The organism is Erythrobacter sp. HA7-11, assembly GCF_055693605.1.
In genome coordinates this window covers 2,564,074-2,584,746 of record NZ_JBVFUF010000002.1, presented here as the reverse complement: position 1 = coordinate 2,584,746, position 20,673 = coordinate 2,564,074, and the positions used below count along the sequence as shown (strand labels likewise).

17 protein-coding genes and 2 pseudogenes are annotated in these 20,673 nt (G+C 58.9%); 7 read left to right on the top strand and 12 right to left on the bottom strand.

Annotation, left to right across the window (positions count from 1 at the left end):
- Positions 1-64: 64 nt before the first annotated feature.
- A complete protein-coding gene (gene rpsT / locus ACZ1GU_RS13195) occupies positions 65-325 on the bottom strand; it encodes a 30S ribosomal protein S20 (protein WP_472648785.1) in 261 nt (86 codons plus the stop codon).
- Positions 326-499: 174 nt separating this feature from the next.
- The gene (mutM, locus tag ACZ1GU_RS13190; protein WP_472648425.1) at positions 500-1,315 is read right to left on the bottom strand and encodes a bifunctional DNA-formamidopyrimidine glycosylase/DNA-(apurinic or apyrimidinic site) lyase; all 816 of its coding nucleotides are present in this window, start codon (positions 1,313-1,315) and stop codon (positions 500-502) included.
- 58 nt (positions 1,316-1,373) lie between these two features.
- Between mutM and ACZ1GU_RS13185 the strand changes: the two genes are divergently transcribed.
- From ACZ1GU_RS13185 to dut, 4 genes are all read left to right on the top strand, one after another.
- On the top strand, positions 1,374-2,120 hold the full coding sequence (locus ACZ1GU_RS13185) for a class I SAM-dependent methyltransferase (RefSeq protein WP_472648424.1): 747 nt from the start codon (positions 1,374-1,376) through the stop codon (positions 2,118-2,120).
- Positions 2,121-2,187: 67 nt separating this feature from the next.
- Positions 2,188-3,744, top strand: coding sequence for a 2-polyprenylphenol 6-hydroxylase (gene ubiB / locus ACZ1GU_RS13180; protein WP_472648423.1), 1,557 nt, complete (start codon positions 2,188-2,190; stop codon positions 3,742-3,744).
- Between the two features lie 212 nt (positions 3,745-3,956).
- A complete protein-coding gene (locus ACZ1GU_RS13175; RefSeq protein ID WP_472648784.1) occupies positions 3,957-5,651 on the top strand; it encodes a bifunctional phosphopantothenoylcysteine decarboxylase/phosphopantothenate synthase in 1,695 nt (564 codons plus the stop codon).
- Entirely contained in the window at positions 5,648-6,139 is a 492-nt protein-coding gene (gene dut, locus ACZ1GU_RS13170) for a dUTP diphosphatase (RefSeq protein WP_472648422.1), read from the top strand. Before ACZ1GU_RS13175 ends, dut begins: the two co-directional genes overlap by 4 nt.
- Positions 6,140-6,145: 6 nt before the next feature.
- Here dut and ACZ1GU_RS13165 read toward each other — a convergent pair whose 3' ends face one another.
- The 5 genes and pseudogenes from ACZ1GU_RS13165 to secB all read right to left on the bottom strand — a co-directional run bounded on the left by ACZ1GU_RS13165 (position 6,146) and on the right by secB (position 11,261).
- Positions 6,146-7,084: an energy transducer TonB gene (locus tag ACZ1GU_RS13165; protein ID WP_472648420.1), complete on the bottom strand. Its 939-nt coding sequence runs from the start codon at positions 7,082-7,084 to the stop codon at positions 6,146-6,148.
- A 134-nt stretch (positions 7,085-7,218) separates the two neighbouring features.
- Positions 7,219-7,918: pseudogene (locus ACZ1GU_RS13160) on the bottom strand (DUF4136 domain-containing protein).
- Positions 7,919-8,114: 196 nt separating this feature from the next.
- Positions 8,115-9,134, bottom strand: a complete 1,020-nt coding sequence (trpS, locus tag ACZ1GU_RS13155; RefSeq protein WP_472648419.1) for a tryptophan--tRNA ligase — start codon at positions 9,132-9,134, stop codon at positions 8,115-8,117.
- Positions 9,135-9,138: 4 nt separating this feature from the next.
- Positions 9,139-10,707 carry a murein biosynthesis integral membrane protein MurJ gene (gene murJ / locus ACZ1GU_RS13150; RefSeq protein ID WP_472648418.1) on the bottom strand — a complete coding sequence of 523 codons (1,569 nt, stop codon included), beginning with the start codon at positions 10,705-10,707 and terminating at the stop codon, positions 9,139-9,141.
- A 26-nt stretch (positions 10,708-10,733) separates the two neighbouring features.
- The gene (gene secB / locus ACZ1GU_RS13145; RefSeq protein WP_472648417.1) at positions 10,734-11,261 is read right to left on the bottom strand and encodes a protein-export chaperone SecB; all 528 of its coding nucleotides are present in this window, start codon (positions 11,259-11,261) and stop codon (positions 10,734-10,736) included.
- A 239-nt stretch (positions 11,262-11,500) separates the two neighbouring features.
- Here secB and ACZ1GU_RS13140 point away from each other — a divergent pair, with 239 nt between their 5' ends.
- From ACZ1GU_RS13140 to ACZ1GU_RS13130, 3 genes are read left to right on the top strand one after another with little or no spacing between them, the layout of a single operon-like run.
- Complete coding sequence (locus ACZ1GU_RS13140) at positions 11,501-12,154, top strand: Tim44/TimA family putative adaptor protein (protein ID WP_472648416.1); 654 nt, start codon at positions 11,501-11,503, stop codon at positions 12,152-12,154.
- A gap of 38 nt (positions 12,155-12,192) precedes the next feature.
- Positions 12,193-13,425, top strand: a complete 1,233-nt coding sequence (mltA, locus tag ACZ1GU_RS13135; protein WP_472648415.1) for a murein transglycosylase A — start codon at positions 12,193-12,195, stop codon at positions 13,423-13,425.
- Complete coding sequence (locus ACZ1GU_RS13130; RefSeq protein ID WP_472648414.1) at positions 13,422-14,033, top strand: Smr/MutS family protein; 612 nt, start codon at positions 13,422-13,424, stop codon at positions 14,031-14,033. The genes mltA and ACZ1GU_RS13130 overlap by 4 nt, the downstream gene beginning before the upstream one ends.
- On the opposite strand, the gene ACZ1GU_RS13125 is transcribed toward ACZ1GU_RS13130, so the two are convergent.
- The 5 genes and pseudogenes from ACZ1GU_RS13125 to aroC all read right to left on the bottom strand — a co-directional run bounded on the left by ACZ1GU_RS13125 (position 14,011) and on the right by aroC (position 20,656).
- Entirely contained in the window at positions 14,011-14,646 is a 636-nt protein-coding gene (locus ACZ1GU_RS13125; RefSeq protein ID WP_472648413.1) for a Pr6Pr family membrane protein, read from the bottom strand. The genes ACZ1GU_RS13130 and ACZ1GU_RS13125 overlap by 23 nt on opposite strands.
- Before the next feature lie 96 nt (positions 14,647-14,742).
- Positions 14,743-16,947: a catalase/peroxidase HPI gene (gene katG, locus ACZ1GU_RS13120; protein ID WP_472648412.1), complete on the bottom strand. Its 2,205-nt coding sequence runs from the start codon at positions 16,945-16,947 to the stop codon at positions 14,743-14,745.
- A 161-nt stretch (positions 16,948-17,108) separates the two neighbouring features.
- Positions 17,109-18,699, bottom strand: a pseudogene (ahpF, locus tag ACZ1GU_RS13115) (alkyl hydroperoxide reductase subunit F).
- 124 nt (positions 18,700-18,823) lie between these two features.
- On the bottom strand, positions 18,824-19,390 hold the full coding sequence (gene ahpC / locus ACZ1GU_RS13110; RefSeq protein ID WP_472648411.1) for an alkyl hydroperoxide reductase subunit C: 567 nt from the start codon (positions 19,388-19,390) through the stop codon (positions 18,824-18,826).
- A 195-nt stretch (positions 19,391-19,585) separates the two neighbouring features.
- The gene (aroC, locus tag ACZ1GU_RS13105) at positions 19,586-20,656 is read right to left on the bottom strand and encodes a chorismate synthase (RefSeq protein WP_472648410.1); all 1,071 of its coding nucleotides are present in this window, start codon (positions 20,654-20,656) and stop codon (positions 19,586-19,588) included.
- Positions 20,657-20,673: the final 17 nt, after the last annotated feature.

Here is a 20,673-nt window from a genome sequence, read left to right as displayed (position 1 = left end):
CGTGCCATTACGGCCCGACCCCTATGTCTTTAGCTCCGCAAAAATACGGAGTGGTTGGCGCGAATCAGAGCGCTGCGACTCGCTTTGAGAGACGCGACATTTTGCGCGCGACAGTGTTCTTGTGCATCACACCGCGAGCAACACCGCGTGCCATTTCTGGCTGAGCCGCTTTCAACGCTTCGGCAGCCGCCTTCTTGTCGCCAGCAGCACAAGCCGCTTCGACTTTCTTCACGAAACCGCGGATGCGGCTGACGCGGGCTGTGTTGATTTCCGCACGGCGATTGTTGCGGCGGATGCGTTTGCGGGCTTGCGGCGTGTTGGCCATATCGTTGTCTGTCTCGCGGTTTCTGCAGGCCATCAGAGATGGCCGAAATAAGGTCTTTGTTTCTCGAAAAGAATCAGCGTGCGAATTTTCTTCGCACACCGGAAAGCGCGCCACATAGTGGGCAGCAGGCGAATCGTCAACATTTCTGTTGCAGTTGCGAGCGCTCTTTCGCTCTTACTTCTGGCATTTGGTGCAGTACCACGTGCTGCGCCCGCCTTGCGCAATGCGCCGGATCACGCCGCCATCATCGCGGCGGCAGGGCTTACCCGTGCGGCCATAGACGTCAAAACGGGTCGCGAAATAGCCCAACTCTCCATCAGGCTGCGCGTAATCTCTTAAGGTCGAGCCCCCATCGCGGATCGATGCCTCCAGCACAGCACGGATCGCCGGTACGAGCCGCTCGAGCTGCGGCTTTGTGACTTTGCCGGCTTTCTTGAGCGGATGAATGCCCGCGCGCCACAGCGCCTCGCACACATATATATTGCCAAGCCCGGCGATGATGCTTTGGTCGAGCAGGCACAGCTTTATCGATTGGGTCCTGTCCTTGAGCGCAGCTTTGAGATGCGATGCGTTTAGCCCATCACCTAGTGGCTCTGGACCTAGGCTGGCAAACGGTGGCCATTGATCGAGCGCGTCGCTTGCCACCAGATCGACCGAGCCAAAGCGGCGCGGATCGCACAAAGCGAATTGATGCGCATCGGTTTCGATTACCAGATGATCGTGCTTGTCGGGTGTCTCCGGGTCGATCCGCCAGCGCCCGCTCATGCCGAGGTGGAAGATCATCGACTGTCCGCGGTCGATATTAATCAGCCCGTATTTGGCCCGCCGAGAGAGTCCGGTAATCTGTGCACCTGTCAGCACTTGCACTAGGTCTTCGGGGAACGGACGGCGCAGATCGGGGCGATTGAGCTGTACGCGCGCTATCCGCTCGCCCAGCATAAAGCGCTCAAGGCCCCGGACCGTGGTTTCTACTTCTGGCAATTCAGGCATCAGGCGTTGCGTTTAACAAGCTTTGCGCGCCGAACAAACTCCCCTAAGGCTCTGCGCCATGAGCGAAAAGACCGTCAGCTTTGGCTATGAAGAAGTGGCCCCAGAGGAAAAAACCCGCCGCGTGGGCGATGTGTTTTCCAACGTGGCCTCCAAATACGACATCATGAACGATGCCATGTCAGGCGGCATGCACCGTTTGTGGAAGGATCGGTTTGTCCGGCGGGTGAAGCCGCAATCGGGCGAGACGATTCTCGATATGGCGGGCGGCACGGGAGACATTGCGTTTCGCATGGCGCCAAGCGGCGCGGACATCACCGTCTGCGACATCAATCAGGACATGCTCGACGTTGGCGTCGAACGCGCAATGAAGCGCGGGCACCGCGATGATGATGGCGCGCTCGTTTGGTCGTGCCAGAACGCGGAGGAATTGAGTTTCGCCTCCAGCAGTTTCGATGCCTACACAATCGTGTTCGGCATTCGGAACGTGACCGATATTCCAAAGGCTTTGCGTGAAGCACACCGCGTGCTGCGGCCCGGCGGGCGGTTCTTCTGTATGGAGTTTTCGACCACCGAATGGCCTGGTTTCAAGGAAGTCTATGACATCTATTCGCACAAGATCATGCCCAAGATGGGTAAGGTGATCGCGCAGGACGAAGACAGCTATCGCTACCTCGCCGAATCGATCCGTCGCTTTCCCAAGATGCCTCAGTTTGAGCAGATGATTCGCGATGCCGGCTTTGCGAACACCAAGGTTGAAGCGATTTTGGGCGGTGCGGTTGCGATCCATTCCGGGTGGAAGGTGTGAAAGTGGTTTTTCGCCACAACCAGCTTGGTCTGCTGGAGCAATCTGAGGCTTCAAACGTAAAGACCCTATGACCAGACCGATCACGCATATCTGGCGGCTCCTTAGATGGGGTCGCACTCTGGCGCGGCATGGCGCGCTGCGGGGGATCGAAGCGGACCCGAACACGCCGACCCCTGTGCGTCGTTTGGTTCGGGTCGCGAGGTTCGGTACGCGTCAGCCCAAGGTGCCCAATTATGCCGAGGCCTTTCGCGCGATTGGTCCGGCGGCGATCAAGCTAGGCCAGTCGCTCGCCACCCGGCCCGATCTGGTCGGCGATGAGGCAGCGAACAATCTGCTGAGCCTGCAAGACAACCTTCCTCCGGTCGCGTTTGAAGAGATTGCCGCTCAGATTGAATCGAGCTTTGGTCAACCGATCGAAGCGCTATTCAGCGAGATTGACCCCGATCCGGTCGGCGCTGCCTCAATCGCGCAGGTGCACAAGGGCGTGACCAGTGATGGTCGGCAAGTTGCGATCAAGGTGTTGCGCCCGGGCATCCGCGAAAAGTTTGCGCGCGACATCCAGACTTATGAATGGGCCGCCGCGCATCTTGAAGCCTTTGGCGGCGAAGCAGCCCGCCTGCGCCCGCGCCTCACCATCGCTAACTTTAAACGCTGGACAAATAGCGAGCTCGACTTGCGGCGTGAGGCAGCGAGCGCATCTGAGCTGGCCGAGGGCATGCGCGGGGTCGAGGGGTATCGCATCCCTGACATTGATTGGGATCGCACCAATGGCCGCGTGATGACGGTCGAATGGATCGACGCGGTCAAGATCAGCAAGCTGGATGAATTGAAGGCCAAAGGTGTCGATCTGACGCATCTGGCCGAACGGCTGGTTGTCTCGTTTTTGACGCAAGCGATCAGCGCCGGCTTCTTTCACGCGGACATGCACCAGGGCAATCTGTTCGTCGAGAATGACGGGACGATAGTGGCGATCGACTTCGGCATTATGGGCCGCATTGATCGGCGCGCGCGCCAATGGCTCGCCGAAATTCTCTATGGTCTCACCACCGGCAACTATAAGCGCGTGGCCGAGATCCATTTCGAGGCGCAATATGTGCCGAGCTATCACTCGGTCGGGGAGTTCGCGACGGCCCTTCGTGCAGTCGGCGAGCCAATGCGCGGCAAGCCGGTAAGCGAACTAAGCGTTGGTCAGATGCTCGACGGACTGTTCGCGATCACCCGCGATTTCGACATGCAGACACAGCCGCATTTGCTGCTGCTCCAAAAGACTATGGTGATGGTCGAGGGCATCGCGACCCAGCTTAACCCAGACATCAATATGTGGGACGTCTCGGCCCCCTATGTTCGCGGCTGGATCCGCGATGAATTAGGTCCCGAAGCAGCGGTCGCAGAGCGTATCAAGGAAGACACACAGACATTTCTGCGCTTGCCCGATCTGATCCGCCGCGTGGAAGAGCGCTTTCCGCCCAAGGGCGGAGCGCCAGAGCAGCCGCCTCTGCCTGATGTACCGCTTGTCACCGATCGCAAGCCGCGTGAAGGCGGCGGTTTGCTCGGCTATTTGATGGCTGCTGCCCTTGGTGCAGGCACGCTCTATGGCGCCATGGCAATGGGCTGGATTGGCTGAGTTTTTACCCGCTTGCCCCTCGCGAAAAGACCAGAAAACTCAACAAACCTTAACCAATATGCCCCAAGGGAAGGGCTTGGACTTGGCCAAGGCGTACAGTGCGGCTAGGTTGCTAACCATAAAGATCGCAAGATTAGGGAGTTTAGCGAGCTATGAGCTGCCGGATGGGCATGCGCGCGGGGTCTGCAAAATGACCGAAGCGCGGTACGAAAATCCTGCTGGTAGTAGGCGGCGGAATCGCCGCTTACAAGGCGTGTGAGCTGGTTCGCCTGATCCGCAAGGGTGGCGCCGATGTCACGTGCGTGGTGACCAAAGGCGGACAGCAATTCGTCACGCCCATGTCGCTTGCCGCGCTTAGCGAAAATCAGGTCTACACCAATCTCTGGGACCTCAAGAATGAGGTCGAGATGGGGCATATCGAGCTCAGTCGAGAGGCGGACTTGGTAGTTGTGTGCCCGGCCACAGCCGACCTGCTCGCGAAAATGTCTTCCGGTATCGCTGATGACCTCGCGACCACCTTGATCCTTGCCACGGACAAGCCGGTTATGGCCGTGCCTGCGATGAACGTGCGCATGTGGGAGCACGAAGCGACCCAGCGCAACATCGAATGGCTGCGTCAGGCAGGCGTCAATGTGCTCGACCCGGATGAAGGCCCGATGGCGTGCGGCGAGTTTGGCTATGGTCGTCTGCCAGAACCTGATGCCATCTGGCGTGAGATTGCCGCGTACTTCGATATCGAAGTGGCTGAGCCAGCACTTGCTGCCGTACCCGTTGCGGTGCCAGCAAATGACACGCCTGAGCCCGAAGAAGAGATTGAGGCTCTGGAACCCGAAGAGGCGGAAGAGTACGAAGAAGAGGTCGAGAATGACGGCGATACCGGCCAGGGTCTGGGCGGCCTTCTTTCGATGATCATTCCACGCTCGACCGCCAAGCGCACGCACGAAGACATAGAAGCGGAATATCTCGAAGCCCAAGAGGCGAATGAGGACGCGGAAGCCGCCGAGCTGTCTGAGGACGAAGCTGGCGAAGAGCCGCCCGAGTTCAATCCAGACCTTGGCGGACCACTGCTGGCCAAAAAGGGCGGGGCAGGTGCAGCGCCTCCGATGGATCCAAGCGCGATCAACCACACTGTCGATGATCGCAAATCCGCGCCTGAAATGATCCCGCCGGCACCCGATGCAGGCGACGGCATTGAAGTGGTGCACGAGGATGCGCTGGGCGGATCTGGCTTTGATATTGATCCATCCTACCGTCCGCTTGAGGGGCGCCATGTTCTGGTAACCGCTGGCCCGACGTGGGAATCGCTCGATCCCGTCCGCTACATCGCCAACCGTTCGAGCGGTAAGCAAGGCTTTGCCATAGCAGCCGCTGCTGCGGCCTTGGGCGCGCGTGTGACACTCGTCGCTGGGCCAGTTTCACTTGTCACACCAACCGGTGTGGACCGTGTGGACGTGGAGAGCGCCGACCAGATGTCACAGGCTGTGAAAGATGCGCTGCCCGCGGATGCGGCGGTGATGGTCGCGGCGGTGGCTGACTGGAAACCAAAGGACTATCAATCCGAAAAAATGAAGAAGCGCGGCTCTGCGCCGCCCGCTCTTTTACTGACCGAGAATCCTGACATCCTGACCAACATTGCAGCATCTTCTAACCGGCCAGAACTTGTTGTTGGCTTCGCAGCAGAGACCGAGAACGTGCTCGATAACGCCAAGAAGAAACGCAAGCGCAAAGCCGCTGACTGGATCGTTGCCAATGATGTGTCGGGCGATGTGATGGGCGGCGATGAGAACACCGTACACATTGTCTCAAGCGAAGGTGTTGAGAGCTTGGAGACGATGCACAAACGCGGCGTTGCGATGGCGCTGGCTGAGCGGATCGCCAAGTCGTTGACCGCTGAGGCGGCTGAATGAAACGCGAGGTCGGGGCGGAAGGCGCTCTAACGCAGTCCGCTGTTCCCGTAGAGGTCAAACGTTTGCCGCATGGTGAGGGCTTACCTTTACCCGCTTACGCAACGACTGGCGCTGCCGGGATGGACATCGTCGCAGCAGAAGATGTGTCGATTGCACCGGGCGCGCGTCACGCGGTTGCGACTGGACTCGCTGTCGCCATACCGCAAGGGTTTGAAATTCAGGTGCGCCCGCGCTCAGGTCTTGCGCTCAAACACGGCATAACCGTCCCCAACACTCCAGGAACGATCGACAGCGATTATCGCGGCGAGCTCAAGGTCATCATGATCAATCATGGAGACAGCGAGTTTGCTATCGTGCGCGGTGACCGCGTGGCCCAGCTAGTGCTAGCGCCAGTAACGCAAGGGGCTTGGATTGAGGTTGAAGAGTTGGACGCAACCGACCGTGGCGCCGGTGGGTTTGGCTCGACGGGCGGTCACGAAAAGCTCTAAGCCCCCCTAGTCGGTCACTTCATACCGTATGGTGGAGCTGTAGCGGCCATTCGTGGCGTTCCCGCCATTATCACGCGCAGGCTCAAACCGGGCCCGGCGTTCCAGATTCTTGCAAGTGAGTGCATCAAATTCGCGTGATCCGCTTGTTTCATCAACCCGGCAGTCTTCAACTCCTCCGCTTGGATTGACGAGCAAGGTGAAGCGCAGTTCGCCGCCATCCCAGGTGCGCGGTTGAAAGCGCCGGTAATCGTCGCTCTTTATCCAGCCTGAGCTGTTGCGAGGCACCGGCGGACTGCTGAGAGAGAGGGCAGGACGTGCCGGAGGTCGCCGCGTGGAGGCTTGTCGGGGCGGGGCCTCAGAAACTTGAGTGCTGACAGGAGGAGTTGTCACAGGCGCTGACGAGGAGCGCGACAGGGAAGCTGGGCTCTGCCACCTCGATCCGAGCGGCGCAAAGCCAGGACGCCATTGGTCAGCACATTGCTCGAGCAAACGAAAACCTGCCGAACTCGTCTTGAGAGAGATGCTTGCTACCGTCACCCCGCCGTGGCGAACATTGAGAAAGCGCGCCTTGCGAAATGCGCTTGCAATGGCGCCGCTATCAGCAAGCGGCGAATAGAGCCGATTGCCGTTGACCTGCCCTTGAAACTCGTCGCCATCGAAAGCCCAAACGACATCGCCAAAACCGTTGTTCACTTGCCGATTGGATTGTAGCGACAATCGAGCAGACCCCTGCCGCGACTTTGTGTAGGCGAGATTGACCCCGTCATTTGAGGATAGCCTCAAGACACAGCGTTGTTCGGACGGCCGCTGATAAACTGTCCAGCGGCCAAGATCGACAAAGACGCTTTCGTCAGACCCGGATTGAGCAGCAGCTGGTGCAGGGGAGAACCCTACGGCCAGAGACGCACTCAATGCGGCAGCCAAAACTGTTCGATATGGCTTCATTGCTGTCCTACTAGTTGCTCATAGACAAGCGTCAATCTCGGTTCGTCTCGGAGCTGTGAATGCAAAAGGCGACGCCGTTTTCAGCGCCGCCCCTTGTCATTCCCGTCCAAGGGAACTGCTGTGAGTAGCTGTGGTCAGTTGCCCCGTTGGACAACCTTGTCCTCCGGCTTGATGGAGATGCGTACTGTTTCGCCGGAATTGCCAGGAAAGCCGGTAAACATCGCCTCGACTAGGTTGGGCACCAGATAAGGCAGACTGTTCGAACGCGATACGGCCTGAGCTTTACCTTCAAACAGGCGTTCCCCGGTCTCTGTATTGTCGATCTTCATGTCGATGCCCGAGGTGAAAACCGTGAAGCTGCGAACCTCAGGGCCGCCAAACCACGGGTCATAAAAGCCAAAGCCCCACGCACCGCGGAGGCGGCTGCGGTGGAAGCCACGACCGCGATAAAAGCCCCTGCGTCCAAAACCGCCATACCAAGGATCAAAGTAAGGATCACGAAAGCCGGTGGTGCGAATGCGTTCCCTAGCCGTTGTCGACACCGTAGTCGAACCTGACCAGCAAGTTTGCGACCTCCGGTGCGGCTTGCTTGTAACCAAGGGCTGCCATTTCGGCTTCGACAAAATCGGCATATTGCGCAAACTCAAGCCCGCCAGCGAGCTTTGGATCTTCTGCGACCACGGCAAAGGTTTTGCCGTCAGGGGCGGGCAATTGCGTCTGGAACCGCGACACATCGGCCTTGAACGGCGTGGCGCAGGCAGCGAGGCCAAGCAGCAAGGCAGCTGCGGCGGCGCGCTTTAGTCCTTTTGCGCGGGATCGAAGTGGGTTGATCATGATCGTACCTTTCTCATTCACACGGCCAGCATTGCTCGCGGGAAGCCGCATGTCTCCCTATCGACAGAAACCTTGAGAATCGCGGTTTCAGGACCCCACCCTAGACCAGCAAGCTGTCATTAGCTTGCTTCACTGTAAAGTTTTGGTCTGAATACACTTTGAACGCAGCTCCAACACGGGGCACCGCACAGAACGTCTATCCGCGTACCAATCCCAGCGCATGGTAGGCAGCATCAAGCGTCGGTATCCCGCGTTCGCGAGCCTGCGCTGCGCCACGAGCCAGGATTGCATCGAGCGCCTCTTGGTCGTCCTTCAGTTCCATAAAGCGGGCGTTGATAGGGCTGAGCGTTTCGATCAGCAATTCGCCCAGAGCCGGTTTGAATGCTCCGAAGCCCTGCCCGCCAAAATCTACCAGAACCTGCTCTTTGCTGACGCCTGCCAGGGCGGCATAAATACCGATCAGGTTCAGGGCTTCGTCGCGTCCTTCGAGGCCGTCGAGTTCGCTCGGCAAGGGTTCTGGGTCGGTCTTGGCTTTCTTCACCTTTTTCATGATCGTATCGGCATCATCGGTCAGGCTGATGCGGCTCATTTCCGACGGGTCCGATTTGCTCATTTTCGAAGTGCCATCGCGCAGGCTCATGATCCTCGCGGCTTCCGGAGGGATGTATGGCTCAGGCAGGGTAAAGAGCGGAGCATCTTCGGCGCAGAAATCGTTGTTGAATTTCTGCGCGATGTCACGCGCCAGTTCCAAATGCTGCTTTTGGTCGTCGCCCACAGGAACGTGGGTCGCCTGATAGAGCAGCACATCGGCAGCCTGCAGGACAGGATAGGTGAACAGCGCGACCGATTGGCTCTCGCGGTTCTTGCCAGCCTTGTCCTTCCACTGGGTCATACGGTTGAGCCAGCCCATTCGCGCTGTCCCGTTGAGGAGCCATTGCAGCTCTGCATGTGCGGGGACTTGCGCTTGGTTGAAAAGGATCGTCTTGGCCGGATTGACCCCGCATGCGACCAAAGTGGCGACCATCTCGCGGGTGTTTTGCGTCAACTCCGCCGGGTCATGCGGCTGCGAGATCGCGTGCAAATCTGCCAAAAAGATAAAGCACTCGCCGCCCGCTGCGATCGCCTCGTCCTGAAGCTTCACGTAGTTGACGATTGCGCCAAGGTAATTGCCAAGGTGCGGCTTGCCGGTGGGTTGAATGCCGGAGACGACTTTCATGATATTAGACTGCTTTCTTTGTAAGGGCGGCGATGCGTTGCCGGTCAATGGCGCCAGTGGCAAATGCAAGGCCGAAATAGACGGTCGCTGCAGCAGCGACCAGCACCAATAGCGCCCAAAGCCGTGCGAATACGCCTGCCGAATACCAGCCGGTCAACAGGTCGCTGGTGTAATAGAGCGCTGCTCCCATCGCTGCAGCGGCGAGCACTTGTCGGGCGAGGCGAAAAATCAACGCGCCCGGAATGCGATAATGTCCGCGCATCGCGAGCACGATAAGCAGGAACGCGACATTGATCCATGCGCCCACAACGCTGGCATAGGCAACTCCGATCACGCCCAATGTTTGGAGAACCGAAATGCTGAATGCGATGAACACACCGAGCGAGATGAAAGCTGCGATCACAGGTGTCTTGGTGTCGGCGCGGGCGTAAAAATTTGGGACGAGCACTTTGACCAGTACATAAGCGGGCAGGCCCATTACAAGCGCCGCCAGGACATCGCCGGTCACCGCCGCATCGGCCAAATCGAAACGTCCACCTTGGAAAATCATGGTCACAAATGGCTCAGCACAGATGGCGAGCGCGACCGCTGCAGGGACGGTCAGCAGCATAGCCAGCTCAATCGCGTCCGACTGAAGTTTCGCGGCGCGTTCCTCGTCCTCTCCGCCGATGAATTTGGACAGGTTGGGCAGTATCGCCGTAGCGAGCGCGATGCCAATTATGCCGAGCGGCAATTGGTTCAGCCGGTCAGCATAATTCATATAGCTGACCGAGCCATCCTCAAGTTGATTGAGGAAATAGAGCTGCACCAGAGTGTTGATCTGATACGCGCCGCCGCCAATCGCAGCGGGCAGGGCAATGATCGAGAGGCGCTTCACCTCTGGCGTAATGCGCGGCCATAGCAGCTTGGGCCGGAACCCTTCGACCCGCGTCCAGTAATAGAGCCAAGCAAGCTGCATCACCCCTGCACCGGTCACCGCCCACGCGATGCCATAGGCAGCTTGCTCGACGCTCGCGCCGGTGGTTTCGATAAACCACTCGCCAGCCAAGAGTGCCGCGATCAGCACAAGATTGAGGATGATGGGAAAGCTTGCTCCGGGGGCGAACCGCGAGACCGAGTTCAGCATCCCGGTGAACAAGGTCACCAGACTAACAAGGATAATGTAAGGGAACATAATCCGCGCGAAATCAACCGCGAGAGGATAGGTTTCAGGATCAACCGGTTTTTCGGATAGCAGCCAGATCACGCCTGGCATGGCCAGTTCGAAAACGGCAACCAGCGCGATCAGCACCGGCAAAAACACGCTCAGCACATCGGCACTGAAGCTGCGTGCCTCCTCAATGCCGCCTTCGCCATGCAGACGCTTCGAGAACATTGGCACGAAGGCAGCCGAAAACGCGCCTTCGGCAAAAAGGCGGCGAAATACATTTGGAATGATGAACGCCTGAAACCACGCATCTGTGACCGCATTGGCACCGAGGACGCGCGAGAAGATCATCTCGCGCGCCATCCCGGCGACGCGGCTGAGCATGGTCAGCCCGCCGATCGTTCCGACGTTTTTGAGCAGGCTCATAGCTCAGGCCCGCGCGATACGATGGCTTAGGCGTCGCCCGCAGGCGCGCCGCCCGCTGCGGCTTCTTCCTGCTGCTTGCGCGCCAATTGCTGAAGATAGAGACCGTTGAAGTCGATCGGGTCCATCATCAGCGGTGGGAAACCGGCATCGCGAACAGCATCCGAAACGACGCGGCGTGCGAACGGGAACAGCAGTCGCGGCGCTTCGGCAAACAGGAATGCGTGCGTCTGATCATCAGGCAGATTGCGAACGCCAACCAAACCGCAATAGTCGAGCTCGACGAGATAGGCGCTGCCCTTTTCGGCTTTGGCTTCGATCTTCACCTTGAGCGTCACCTCGTGAACTTCCTGGTTCACTTGATCCGCGCCGATGTTGAACTGCACATCAATGTTCGGCTGATCCGTCCATTGATAGACATCTGGGGCATTCGGGTTCTCGACCGAGAGGTCTTTCACGTACTGGGTTATCAAACCTGCCGCTGGCTGGTTATCGGCACCGTTTGCGCCTGCAGCTGGATCGTTGAGGTTAGTCAGAACATCGCCTTCTTCGGCCATCTTTAAGCTCTTTCAGTCAAATAAAGGATCGTGCCGACCATCGCAGCCAGCGGGTTGCGGGCGCGCCTAGCAGGCGCGAGACGTGCAAGCAACCGGACGAACGCTGCGCAAAAACCGTTAAGGCTAGAGTTAAAGGTCGTTGTTCATTTGTATTTAGCGCCTATTTAGGGCACGAAGGGGTGTTGGAAATCGGGTAATGCGCTGGAGGGCGCGTCGCCCAAAGTACCGGATACTACATTGTGATTGTTGAAATTATCATTCTCGCCATGATTGCCGCGTTCTTGGGGCTGCGCCTGTATTCGGTTTTGGGTCAGCGTGCGGAGCACGAAGAAGAATCGGTTCCGAACCGTTTTGACGCTGGCGAAAATAAGCCTGCACAGGTTCCCGCATCTGTCGCGCCCGCGCAAACAAGCCGCGAGCCTCAGGTCGTTGGCGTCTTGCCAGCAGTAGAGCGTGGAATTCGCGAGATCGCCGCCGCTGACAGCCGTTTTGACCTGACCGCATTCCTCGAAGGTGGCCGTGCCGCCTATGAGATGGTCCTCGAGGCTTTTTGGGAAGGCGATCGCGACACCCTGAAAGATTTGTGTGATGATGATGTGTTCGCAGGTTTCTCCGCTGCGATTGACGCGCGTGAAGCCGCTGGCAACACGCTCGAGAACAAACTGATCCGCATTGAAGAGACGAAGATCCACTCCGCCCAGCTTGATGGTAAGATGGCGCGGATTGCAATCCTCTTCGTCGCTGACATTGCGGCAGTAACTCGCGATAAAGATGGCAATGTCATTGCCGGATCGCTCGATGATGCGGTTGAGAGCCGCGACATCTGGACATTCTCGCGCAATGTGAAGGACTCTGATCCAAACTGGCTGCTTGACGAAACTGACGAGGGCTAATCCGCTTACCATTGTGGGGCTATTGCACGGAGGGATACATGCGCTCAGCCCTGATATTGGCGGCTTTCATTTTTCTGTCGGGCTGTGTCCGCCTCATCCCTGAAAGCGGTGGCCCACGCGGGCCTGCGACCAGTCCTGCGCCGCCTCCGGTGGTGACACCAGCTCCGCCGCCATCAGCCCCGCCTGGACCTGCGGCGACAAGCGCTCTGATGGCAGGGGTGCGCCCGGGACCATTTGTGACGGGGCTTGGTTTTGGTCAGGATGACGCCGAAACTGCACTGCGCTCCTTTATCGAAAGCTGTCCTTCGCTGCTGCGGCGCGAGGACACCACGGGCCTGACCCGCCGCGAAGATTGGCGCGCAGCCTGCGATGCTGCACCGCGAGCGCGCGGCAGTGCTCGATCGTTTTTTGCCGAGAACTTTGAGACCGCGATCATCGGCTCCGGAGAAGCCTTTGCTACCGGCTATTTCGAGCCAGAGATTCGTGGCAGCCGTACTCGCAGGCCTGGCTATGAAACGCCGGTCTATGCTTTGCCCGATGACCTAGAGCGAGGCTGGACGGCTGATATTCCTGAAGCTGAGCGCACTGGGCGGCCACCGCTCGCACGACGCAATATGAATGGCGAATATGTGCGCTATTTTGAGCGCAGAGAGATCGAGGAAGGCGCCCTTGATGGCCGCGTTCCCGTGATCGCCTGGATCGCGGATCCGGTTGAGTTTTTCTTTCTGCAAATCCAAGGCTCTGGACGTCTGATTACGCCTGAAGGCGAAGTGATCCGCATCGGCTATGCCGGACAGAATGGCCGCGAATATGTCGGCATTGGCGGCGTGATGCGAGAGCGGGGACTGCTGGGCGAGGGTCCAGGCAAGTATCCCGGATCGATGCAGGGCATCATGGCCTATATCCGCGAAAACCCGGAGGAAGGCCGCGAGCTAATGCAGCTCAACAAGAGTTGGATATTCTTCCGCGAGCTGACTGGTGACGGCCCCTTGGGATCGCTCGGCATTCCGGTGCGGCGCGAAAGTTCAGTTGCGGTTGACCCGCGCTTCGTGCCTTACGGAGCGCCTGTATGGCTCGATCTCGATCGGAATGAGGCTGATGGTCTGTGGGTCGCGCAAGACACGGGCGGGGCGATCAAAGGCGCGAACCGCTTCGACACCTTCTGGGGGGCAGGCGAAGATGCACGCCGCATAGCGGGCGGAATGAGTGGTCGCGGGCAGGCTTACATTTTGCTGCCCAAAGGGACGGTCGCGCGACTTAACGGCGAATGAGTATTCCGCGGGGGCTGAGCGAGGCAGAAGCTGCTGCCTGGGCGCATCTTGCCAAGAGTGTCACCCCGCTCGAAGGACGCACGCCACCCGTAGTGCCGCAGGCTGATGGGCACGCGGTGCAAAGCAAATCTCCGACCCAGGTCGGACTGAAATCTCCGCCGAGTCTGCAATCAGAGCGCAGCGGTGCCGCACCCGTTCCGCAGCCTCGTGCGCCGCAAAGCATCGCTGATAGCAGCCTGGATTCGCACTGGGACCGCAAGCTGAAAGCGGGGCGGATCGTGCCCGACTATACGTTCGACTTGCATGGGCATACCTTGGACCGAGCGTACGATCGGATCATGTCTGGATTGGATCAGGCGCTTGCCATGGATGCGCGCGTTGTGCTCCTAATTGCCGGTACCGGTCGCGTCCGGTCGACCCGGCTGATCGGGGCAGCAAGCGAGGCGCCATTCGCGCGAAATTGCTCGATTGGCTCGCCGCTGGGCCGCATTCCGACGCTATCGCCGCTGTGCGCAAGGCGCATCGCGGGCATGGCGGCGATGGCGCGCTTTATTTGGTACTTAAGAGACGGCGCTAGTTCAGGGCTTAGGAGGTCTGTTTTGCACTAAGGCCAAGCGCATTCTTGATCGCGACGAGGCCAGCGCCGAGAACCGCGAAGAATACCGCCAACACTGCGTTGCTGATCAGAAAGTTCACCCATCCCATCGCCGGCAGATCAAGGAAGAAATAGGCGTAAAAACCGGTCACTTGGCCGAGAATGAACGCGAACAGGCCGTAGCTAAGCGGAGGGATCATAACTACCGGGATCAGCGGCAAGATCTTTGGCGCAGTTGGTGCAAAACGCAGCCACCACAGGAATGTCGTCAAGGGCACGATGGTATGATGGAACTGATTGGTGATGCGGTCATACCCGGATGGGTGATGGTCGCTCGCCAACAGTGCCCAATAGACTGAAGCGATCACCGTTATGGCGGTCACGAGCGCTGCCATGACCGCCCGTGAGGGCGTTTTGCCAAGCGCAATCAGCGCCATGACGATGCATGCTGCCACATTCCCCCAAATGGTAAAGAAACGCAGCATTGCGGCTAGGTTCTCAAGATAGGTTCCGTCGCCGAGCATGGGCTGCACGGCCAAGGCCGCGAACGCGAACGCAGCAATCACACCAGCATACGTACGCCCGGCGGCTACGGGTTCTTGAGCTGTCTGGGCGATGCTTGTCATTCCGCCCAATGACGCGATCACTTGCGCGAATGCAACAAAAAAGCCCCCGGCATTGCTGCCGAGGGCTCTCGTTTGCCTGATACGATAAGGGACAGATCAGGCGTGATATTTGGCGTGCGTCACGTCGAAACGGTCGGCGTTCATCACCTTGGTCCATGCAGCCACAAAGTCTTCGACGAACTTCGCTTCATTGCCGCTCTCCGCGTAGAACTCCGCCTGAGCGCGCAATTGCGAGTTTGAGCCGAACACCAGATCGGTGCGGGTCGCGCGGTAACGCTCTTCGCCAGTCTTGCGATCGGTCCCGACATATTCCTCATCTCCGCTGCCATCGACCGGAGCCCACTTGGTGCCCATGTCGAGCAGGTTGACGAAGAAGTCTGTGGTCAGCTGGCCAACGCGGTCGGTGAAGATGCCGTGCTTGGTGTTTCCGGAGTTGGCACCCAGCGCACGCATTCCGCCGACCAAAACGGTCAATTCAGGGATGGACAGGCCGAGCAGGTGTGCCCGGTCGATCAGCATCTCTTCAGTGCGGACATTGGCTTTGGTCTTGAGGTAGTTGCGGAAGCCATCGGCAAACGGCTCCAGCGGCTCAAAGCTTTCCGCATCGGTATGCTCGTCGGTGGCATCGCCGCGTCCGCCAAGAAATGGGACGCTGACATTGTGACCCGCATCCGCCGCGGCTTTCTCAACCGCCGCTGATCCTGCAAGTACAATGGCATCGGCCATCGAAAGGTCGCCGCGCAGCTCATCAATCTTGGCTAGAACCTTGCTGAGTTCATCGGGATCGTTCGCCTTCCAGCCATTCTGCGGAGCTAAACGCACACGCGCTCCGTTGGCACCGCCACGGTGGTCTGAATTGCGATAGGTCGAAGCCGAGGCCCATGCCGCTTTCACAAGCTCACTAACCGTGAGGCCGCTGCTAAGGATCGCGGACTTGAAGTCTGCAACCGCGCCATCCGATGGTTTGCTGCCAGCCGGAACCGGATCCATCCAGATCAGCGTCTCTTCCGGCACTTCCGGACCCATATAGCGAACCTTCGGACCCATATCGCGGTGGCACAATTTGAACCATGCGCGCGCAAATGCCTCGTCCAGTTGCTCTGGGTTCGCGTGGAATCGCTCCGAAATCTTGCGATATTCCGGATCCATCTTCAGCGCCATGTCGGCGGTGGTCATAATGGTCGGGACCTTCTTGCTCGGATCGCGAGCGTCGGGTGCCATATCCTCCGGATCGGGATTGATCGGCGTCCACATCTTCGCGCCTGCGGGGCTTTCCGTCAGCTCATATTCGTATTTGAACAGCAGACGGAAATAGTCGTGGCTCCACGAAGTCGGGTTATTCGACCATGAACCCTCAATGCCGGAGGTCGTGATATTGCCGTTGGCAATCTCTTCCTCATCGTTGAGCCAGCCAAAGCCTTGCAGCTCCAGCACTTCGCTTTCAGGAGCCCCGCCAAATGTGTCCGCCGGGTGAGCACCGTGGGCCTTGCCGAACGCGTGACCGCCTGCCGTTAGTGCGACGGTTTCCTCGTCGTTCATAGCCATACGAGCAAAAGTTTCGCGCATATCGCGGCCCGACTGCAGCGGATCGGGTTTGCCGCCTGGACCTTCCGGATTTACGTAGATCAGACCCATCTGGATCGCGGCGAGCGGGTTTTCGAGTGCCTTGCCTTCATCCGGGATGATCCGGGTGGCGACACCTTCGTTCACCCACTGCTCTTCAGTGCCCCAATAGACGCTCTCAGGCTCGTAGACGTCAGCGCGGCCTCCGCCGAAGCCGAACACTGGTCCACCCATGCTTTCGATCGCGACATTGCCGGTCAGAATAAAAAGATCGGCCCAGCTGATGTGCTTGCCGTACTTTTGTTTAATCGGCCAAAGCAGACGGCGCGCCTTGTCAAGGTTGCCGTTGTCTGGCCAGCTGTTGAGCGGAGCAAATCGCTGTTGGCCGGTGCCTGCGCCGCCGCGCCCGTCGCCGGTGCGATAGGTGCCCGCCGCGTGCCACGCCATGCGAATGAAGAACGGACCATAATGGCCATAATCGGCTGGCCACCAGTCCTGGCTATCCGTCATCAGAGCGGTAAGATCATCCTTTAGCGCCTCGTAGTTGATGGCATTGAATGCCTCGGCATAATCGAAGTCTTCACCAGCGGGATTGGCACTTTTCCCTTCCTGAGTGAGGATTTCCAGCTGAGTAGCCTCTGGCCACCAATCGCGATTGGTCCGCCCGAGCAGTGAACGCATTCCACCATCACCATGGAATGGACAGCCCCCGCTCATATCACCAGTCTTCGCATCCATCAGAAATCTCCTCTCAATTCGGTATTCGACTCAGGCTTTTGCCTGATTACCCAAAGAGGATGACCCTTTTGCGCTGATCTGTCTAATCGATTAAAATGCGCTGATTGATCGAATTTGGTGCTTACAGGTTCTGGTCGTAAGCACAGGTCAGTTCGTGGTGCTTAGGCGGCAGCTGCGACGTCTTCGACCGGTTCATTCCGGATCAAATAATCGAATGCGCCAAGGCCTGCTTTTGCGCCTTCACCCATGGCCACCACGATCTGCTTGTCCGGTACTGTGGTCGCATCACCCGCGGCGTAAATGCCGTGCAAGTTGGTCGCGCCGTGCTCGTCAACGACAATCTCGCCATATTGCGACAATTCGAGACCAGTGTCGGCAAGCCACTCGGTATTGGGGACCAGCCCGATCTGGACGAAAACACCTTCGAGCTCGACTGTGCGTTCATTACCGCTCTTGCGGTCCTTCAGAACCAGTCCGCTGACTTTCGAGCTATCGCCCAGAATCTCGGTCGTCTGGCCGCTGGTGACAATCTCGACATTGCTGAGTGAGCGAAGCTTGCGTTGCAACACTTCGTCAGCGCGCAGCTTGTCATCATATTCGATCAAGGTGACATGGCCGACGGTCTTCGCGAGGTCGATCGCCGCTTCGACACCCGAATTGCCGCCGCCGATCACCGCGATATTCTTGCCTTTGAACAGCGGGCCATCGCAATGCGGACAATAGGCAACGCCCTTGTTTCGATATTCTGCTTCGCCGGGAACGCCAAGATTGCGCCAGCGTGCGCCGGTCGAAAGGATCAAAGAGCGCGCCTGCAGCGTCGCGCCGTTGGACATGACAACCTCGTGCATGCCGCCAAGCTCTTTTGCCGGGCGCAGTTCGGTCGCGCGGGCAAGGTCCATCAGGTCGATCTCAGTCTCGAGCGTCTGTTTCTTGAGCGCGTCGGACAGCTTTGGTCCTTCAGTGTAGAGCGTGCCGGGCAAGTTCTCGATCCCGAGCGTATCCTGCAGCTGGCCGCCGAAACGCTCGTACCGCGATGCCAGTGCGGAAGCCTTTGCGCGCGGTGTAAACGGCAGAGGCGCTGCCCGCTGGTCCGCCGCCGATGACGAGCACGTCGAACGGCTCTTTCGCGTCGAGCTTTTCGGCGGCTTTCTCATCCGCGCCGCTATCCAATTTGGATAGAATTTCGGCGAGTTCCATCTTGCCGTTGTAGAAGCTCTCTCCATTAAGGTAGGTCGCAGGCACGGCCATAACGCCGCGCTCGTCCACCTCATCTTGGAAGGTGCCGCCTTCGATCAAAGTCGCGGTGATGTGCGTGTTCTCCAGCGCCATCAGTGTGAGTGCCTGCACGACGTCCGGGCAGTTGTGGCAACTCAAGGAGAAGTACATCTCAAAATTGTAATCGCCTTCCAGCGCACGGACCTGTTCGATCAGGTCAGCATCGACCTTTGGCGGGTGACCGCCGGCCCACAACAGGGCGAGGACGAGGGATGTGAATTCGTGGCCCATGGGAAGGCCTGCAAAGCGGACCCATTTGTCCGCATCGCTCGCGCGGCGGATGAGGAAACTGGGCTTGCGATCATCGGTGCCATCGAAGCTGACAGAAACCATGTCATGCAGGTCGGCAATCTCGCCCAGCAGCTCTCGGGTTTGCGCAGATTTCTCTGAACCATCGAGAGACGCAACAAGCTCAATTGGCTCGCGCAGATTGGCGAGATATTGCTTCAGCTGGGTCTGCATATTGGAGTCGAGCATCGTGAAATCCGTTGGTCTAGATGGTCTTGAAGGAAATGGGGCGGCCTCGCTGTCGAGGGGGGAGGGGGATAGCGAGACCGCCTTGCAGTTTCAGATCGGGCCGCAGGGACCCGAACTGGAGTTGTTAGATCTTGCCAACCAAGTCGAGCGAAGGAGCGAGTGTGTCGCTGCCTTCTTCCCACGCGGCCGGGCAAACCTGGCCTGGGTTGGCGCGGACGTACTGAGCAGCCTTGATCTTGCGGGTGAGTTCGTTTGCGTTGCGGCCTACGCCTTCGCAGGTCTGCTCAACGATTTGGATCACGCCGTCAGGGTCAACCACGAAGGTTGCACGATCGGCAAGGCCAACGCCTTCACGCAGTACGTCGAAGTTACGCGCGAGAACGTGGTTTTGGTCGCCGAGGAACGGGAAGTTCAGCTTGCCGATTTTCTCCGAGGTGTCGTGCCATGCCTTGTGGCTGAAATGCGTGTCGGTGCTGACGGCATAGACTTCGACGTCCATGCTCTTCAGCATTTCATACTTCTCGCCCAGGTCCTCAAGTTCCGTCGGGCAGACGAAGGTGAAGTCTGCTGGATAGAAGAAGAAGACCGACCACTTGCCCTTAACGTCTTCGTCGGTAACGTCGTAAAAGTCTTCGCCAGCCTTGAAGGCTGTAGCGGTGAACGGTTTGATGGTTGAGCCGATAATACCCATTTTTGAGTTTCCCTTGTTGATTTGGGTTGAGAGGAATTTCGTTGTGAGCGCAAATAGGTGCTGCTGCGCTGCACAAAAGCGAAATTGTGCGATTGCGAAGATCGAAAATTTTGATCGAAGTTTTCCGGAACTTTTTGCGCGCCCGGGCGTGCTCCTGGCCACCCGGTCTGAGCGCGCTTTTGTCCGCGCTCCCGCTTACGCTACTTGAGCGCGGTGCAGCAGTTTATGGTCTGCCAAGACCAGCGCCATCATCGCTTCAACCACAGGCGTCCCGCGTATCCCAACGCATGGGTCGTGCCGCCCCTTGGTGCGCACCTGTGTCGCCTCTCCAGCGGACGTGATCGAGTCCACCGGCGTCAGGATCGAGCTCGTTGGCTTGAAGGCGGTGCGGCACACCACCGGCTGCCCGGTCGAGATCCCACCTGCCGTCCCGCCCGCATGGTTGCTGGCGTAGTCCGGTTTGCCGTCCGCGCCGGGTGACATCGCATCGGCGTTCTGCTCTCCGCTAAGCCGCGCCGCCGCAAACCCGTCGCCGATCTCAACGCCCTTAGTCGCGTTGATCGTCATCATCGCTGCGGCCAAGTCGCTGTCGAGCTTCGCATAGACCGGCGCGCCCCACCCAGCTGGCACACCTTCGGCCACGCATTCGACCACTGCACCCAAAGACGAGCCGCTCTTGCGCGCGCCATCGACCAGCTCTTCCCAGCGCTCCGCCGCAGCAGCATCAGGGCACCAGAACGGGTTCTCGCCAATCTGCGCGTAGTCCAATGCCGAGCGGTCAATCGCATCGCCACCCAGCTCGCACACGAAGCCCGTGATCGTTACCTCCGGGATTATCAGCCGCGCCACCGCGCCCGCCGCCACCCGCGCCGCCGTCTCACGCGCGCTCGAACGCCCACCACCGCGATAGTCGCGAATGCCGTACTTCGCGTCGTAGGTGTAGTCGGCATGGCCGGGGCGATAGCTCTGGGCGATCTCGCTGTAGTCCTTGGAGCGCTGATCGGTGTTCTCGATCATCATGCTGATCGGAGTGCCGGTCGTCTTGCCTTCGAACACGCCCGAGAGGATGCGCACCTCGTCCGCTTCCTTGCGCTGAGTGGTGAACTTGCTCGTCCCCGGCTTGCGCGCATCCATGAAGGGCTGGATGTCCGCCTCGCTCAGCGCGATGCCCGGAGGGCAGCCGTCCAGCACCACGCCCAGCGCAGGGCCGTGGCTTTCGCCCCATGTCGTAAAGCGCAACGCGCGACCGAAGGTGTTCCAACTCATGCGCGCAGTCTTTGTCG

Excerpts from the sequence above, each read along its gene's own strand:
- rpsT (WP_472648785.1), bottom strand. The coding sequence starts at position 325 with ATGGCCAACACGCCGCAAGCCCGCAAACGCATCCGCCGCAACAATCGC.
- mutM (WP_472648425.1), bottom strand. The coding sequence starts at position 1,315 with ATGCCTGAATTGCCAGAAGTAGAAACCACGGTCCGGGGCCTTGAGCGC.
- ACZ1GU_RS13185 (WP_472648424.1), top strand. The coding sequence starts at position 1,374 with ATGAGCGAAAAGACCGTCAGCTTTGGCTATGAAGAAGTGGCCCCAGAG.
- ubiB (WP_472648423.1), top strand. The coding sequence starts at position 2,188 with ATGACCAGACCGATCACGCATATCTGGCGGCTCCTTAGATGGGGTCGC.
- dut (WP_472648422.1), top strand. The coding sequence starts at position 5,648 with ATGAAACGCGAGGTCGGGGCGGAAGGCGCTCTAACGCAGTCCGCTGTT.
- ACZ1GU_RS13165 (WP_472648420.1), bottom strand. The coding sequence starts at position 7,084 with ATGAAGCCATATCGAACAGTTTTGGCTGCCGCATTGAGTGCGTCTCTG.
- trpS (WP_472648419.1), bottom strand. The coding sequence starts at position 9,134 with ATGAAAGTCGTCTCCGGCATTCAACCCACCGGCAAGCCGCACCTTGGC.
- murJ (WP_472648418.1), bottom strand. The coding sequence starts at position 10,707 with ATGAGCCTGCTCAAAAACGTCGGAACGATCGGCGGGCTGACCATGCTC.
- secB (WP_472648417.1), bottom strand. The coding sequence starts at position 11,261 with ATGGCCGAAGAAGGCGATGTTCTGACTAACCTCAACGATCCAGCTGCA.
- mltA (WP_472648415.1), top strand. The coding sequence starts at position 12,193 with ATGCGCTCAGCCCTGATATTGGCGGCTTTCATTTTTCTGTCGGGCTGT.
- ACZ1GU_RS13130 (WP_472648414.1), top strand. The coding sequence starts at position 13,422 with ATGAGTATTCCGCGGGGGCTGAGCGAGGCAGAAGCTGCTGCCTGGGCG.
- ACZ1GU_RS13125 (WP_472648413.1), bottom strand. The coding sequence starts at position 14,646 with ATGACAAGCATCGCCCAGACAGCTCAAGAACCCGTAGCCGCCGGGCGT.
- katG (WP_472648412.1), bottom strand. The coding sequence starts at position 16,947 with ATGGATGCGAAGACTGGTGATATGAGCGGGGGCTGTCCATTCCATGGT.
- ahpC (WP_472648411.1), bottom strand. The coding sequence starts at position 19,390 with ATGGGTATTATCGGCTCAACCATCAAACCGTTCACCGCTACAGCCTTC.
- aroC (WP_472648410.1), bottom strand. The coding sequence starts at position 20,656 with ATGAGTTGGAACACCTTCGGTCGCGCGTTGCGCTTTACGACATGGGGC.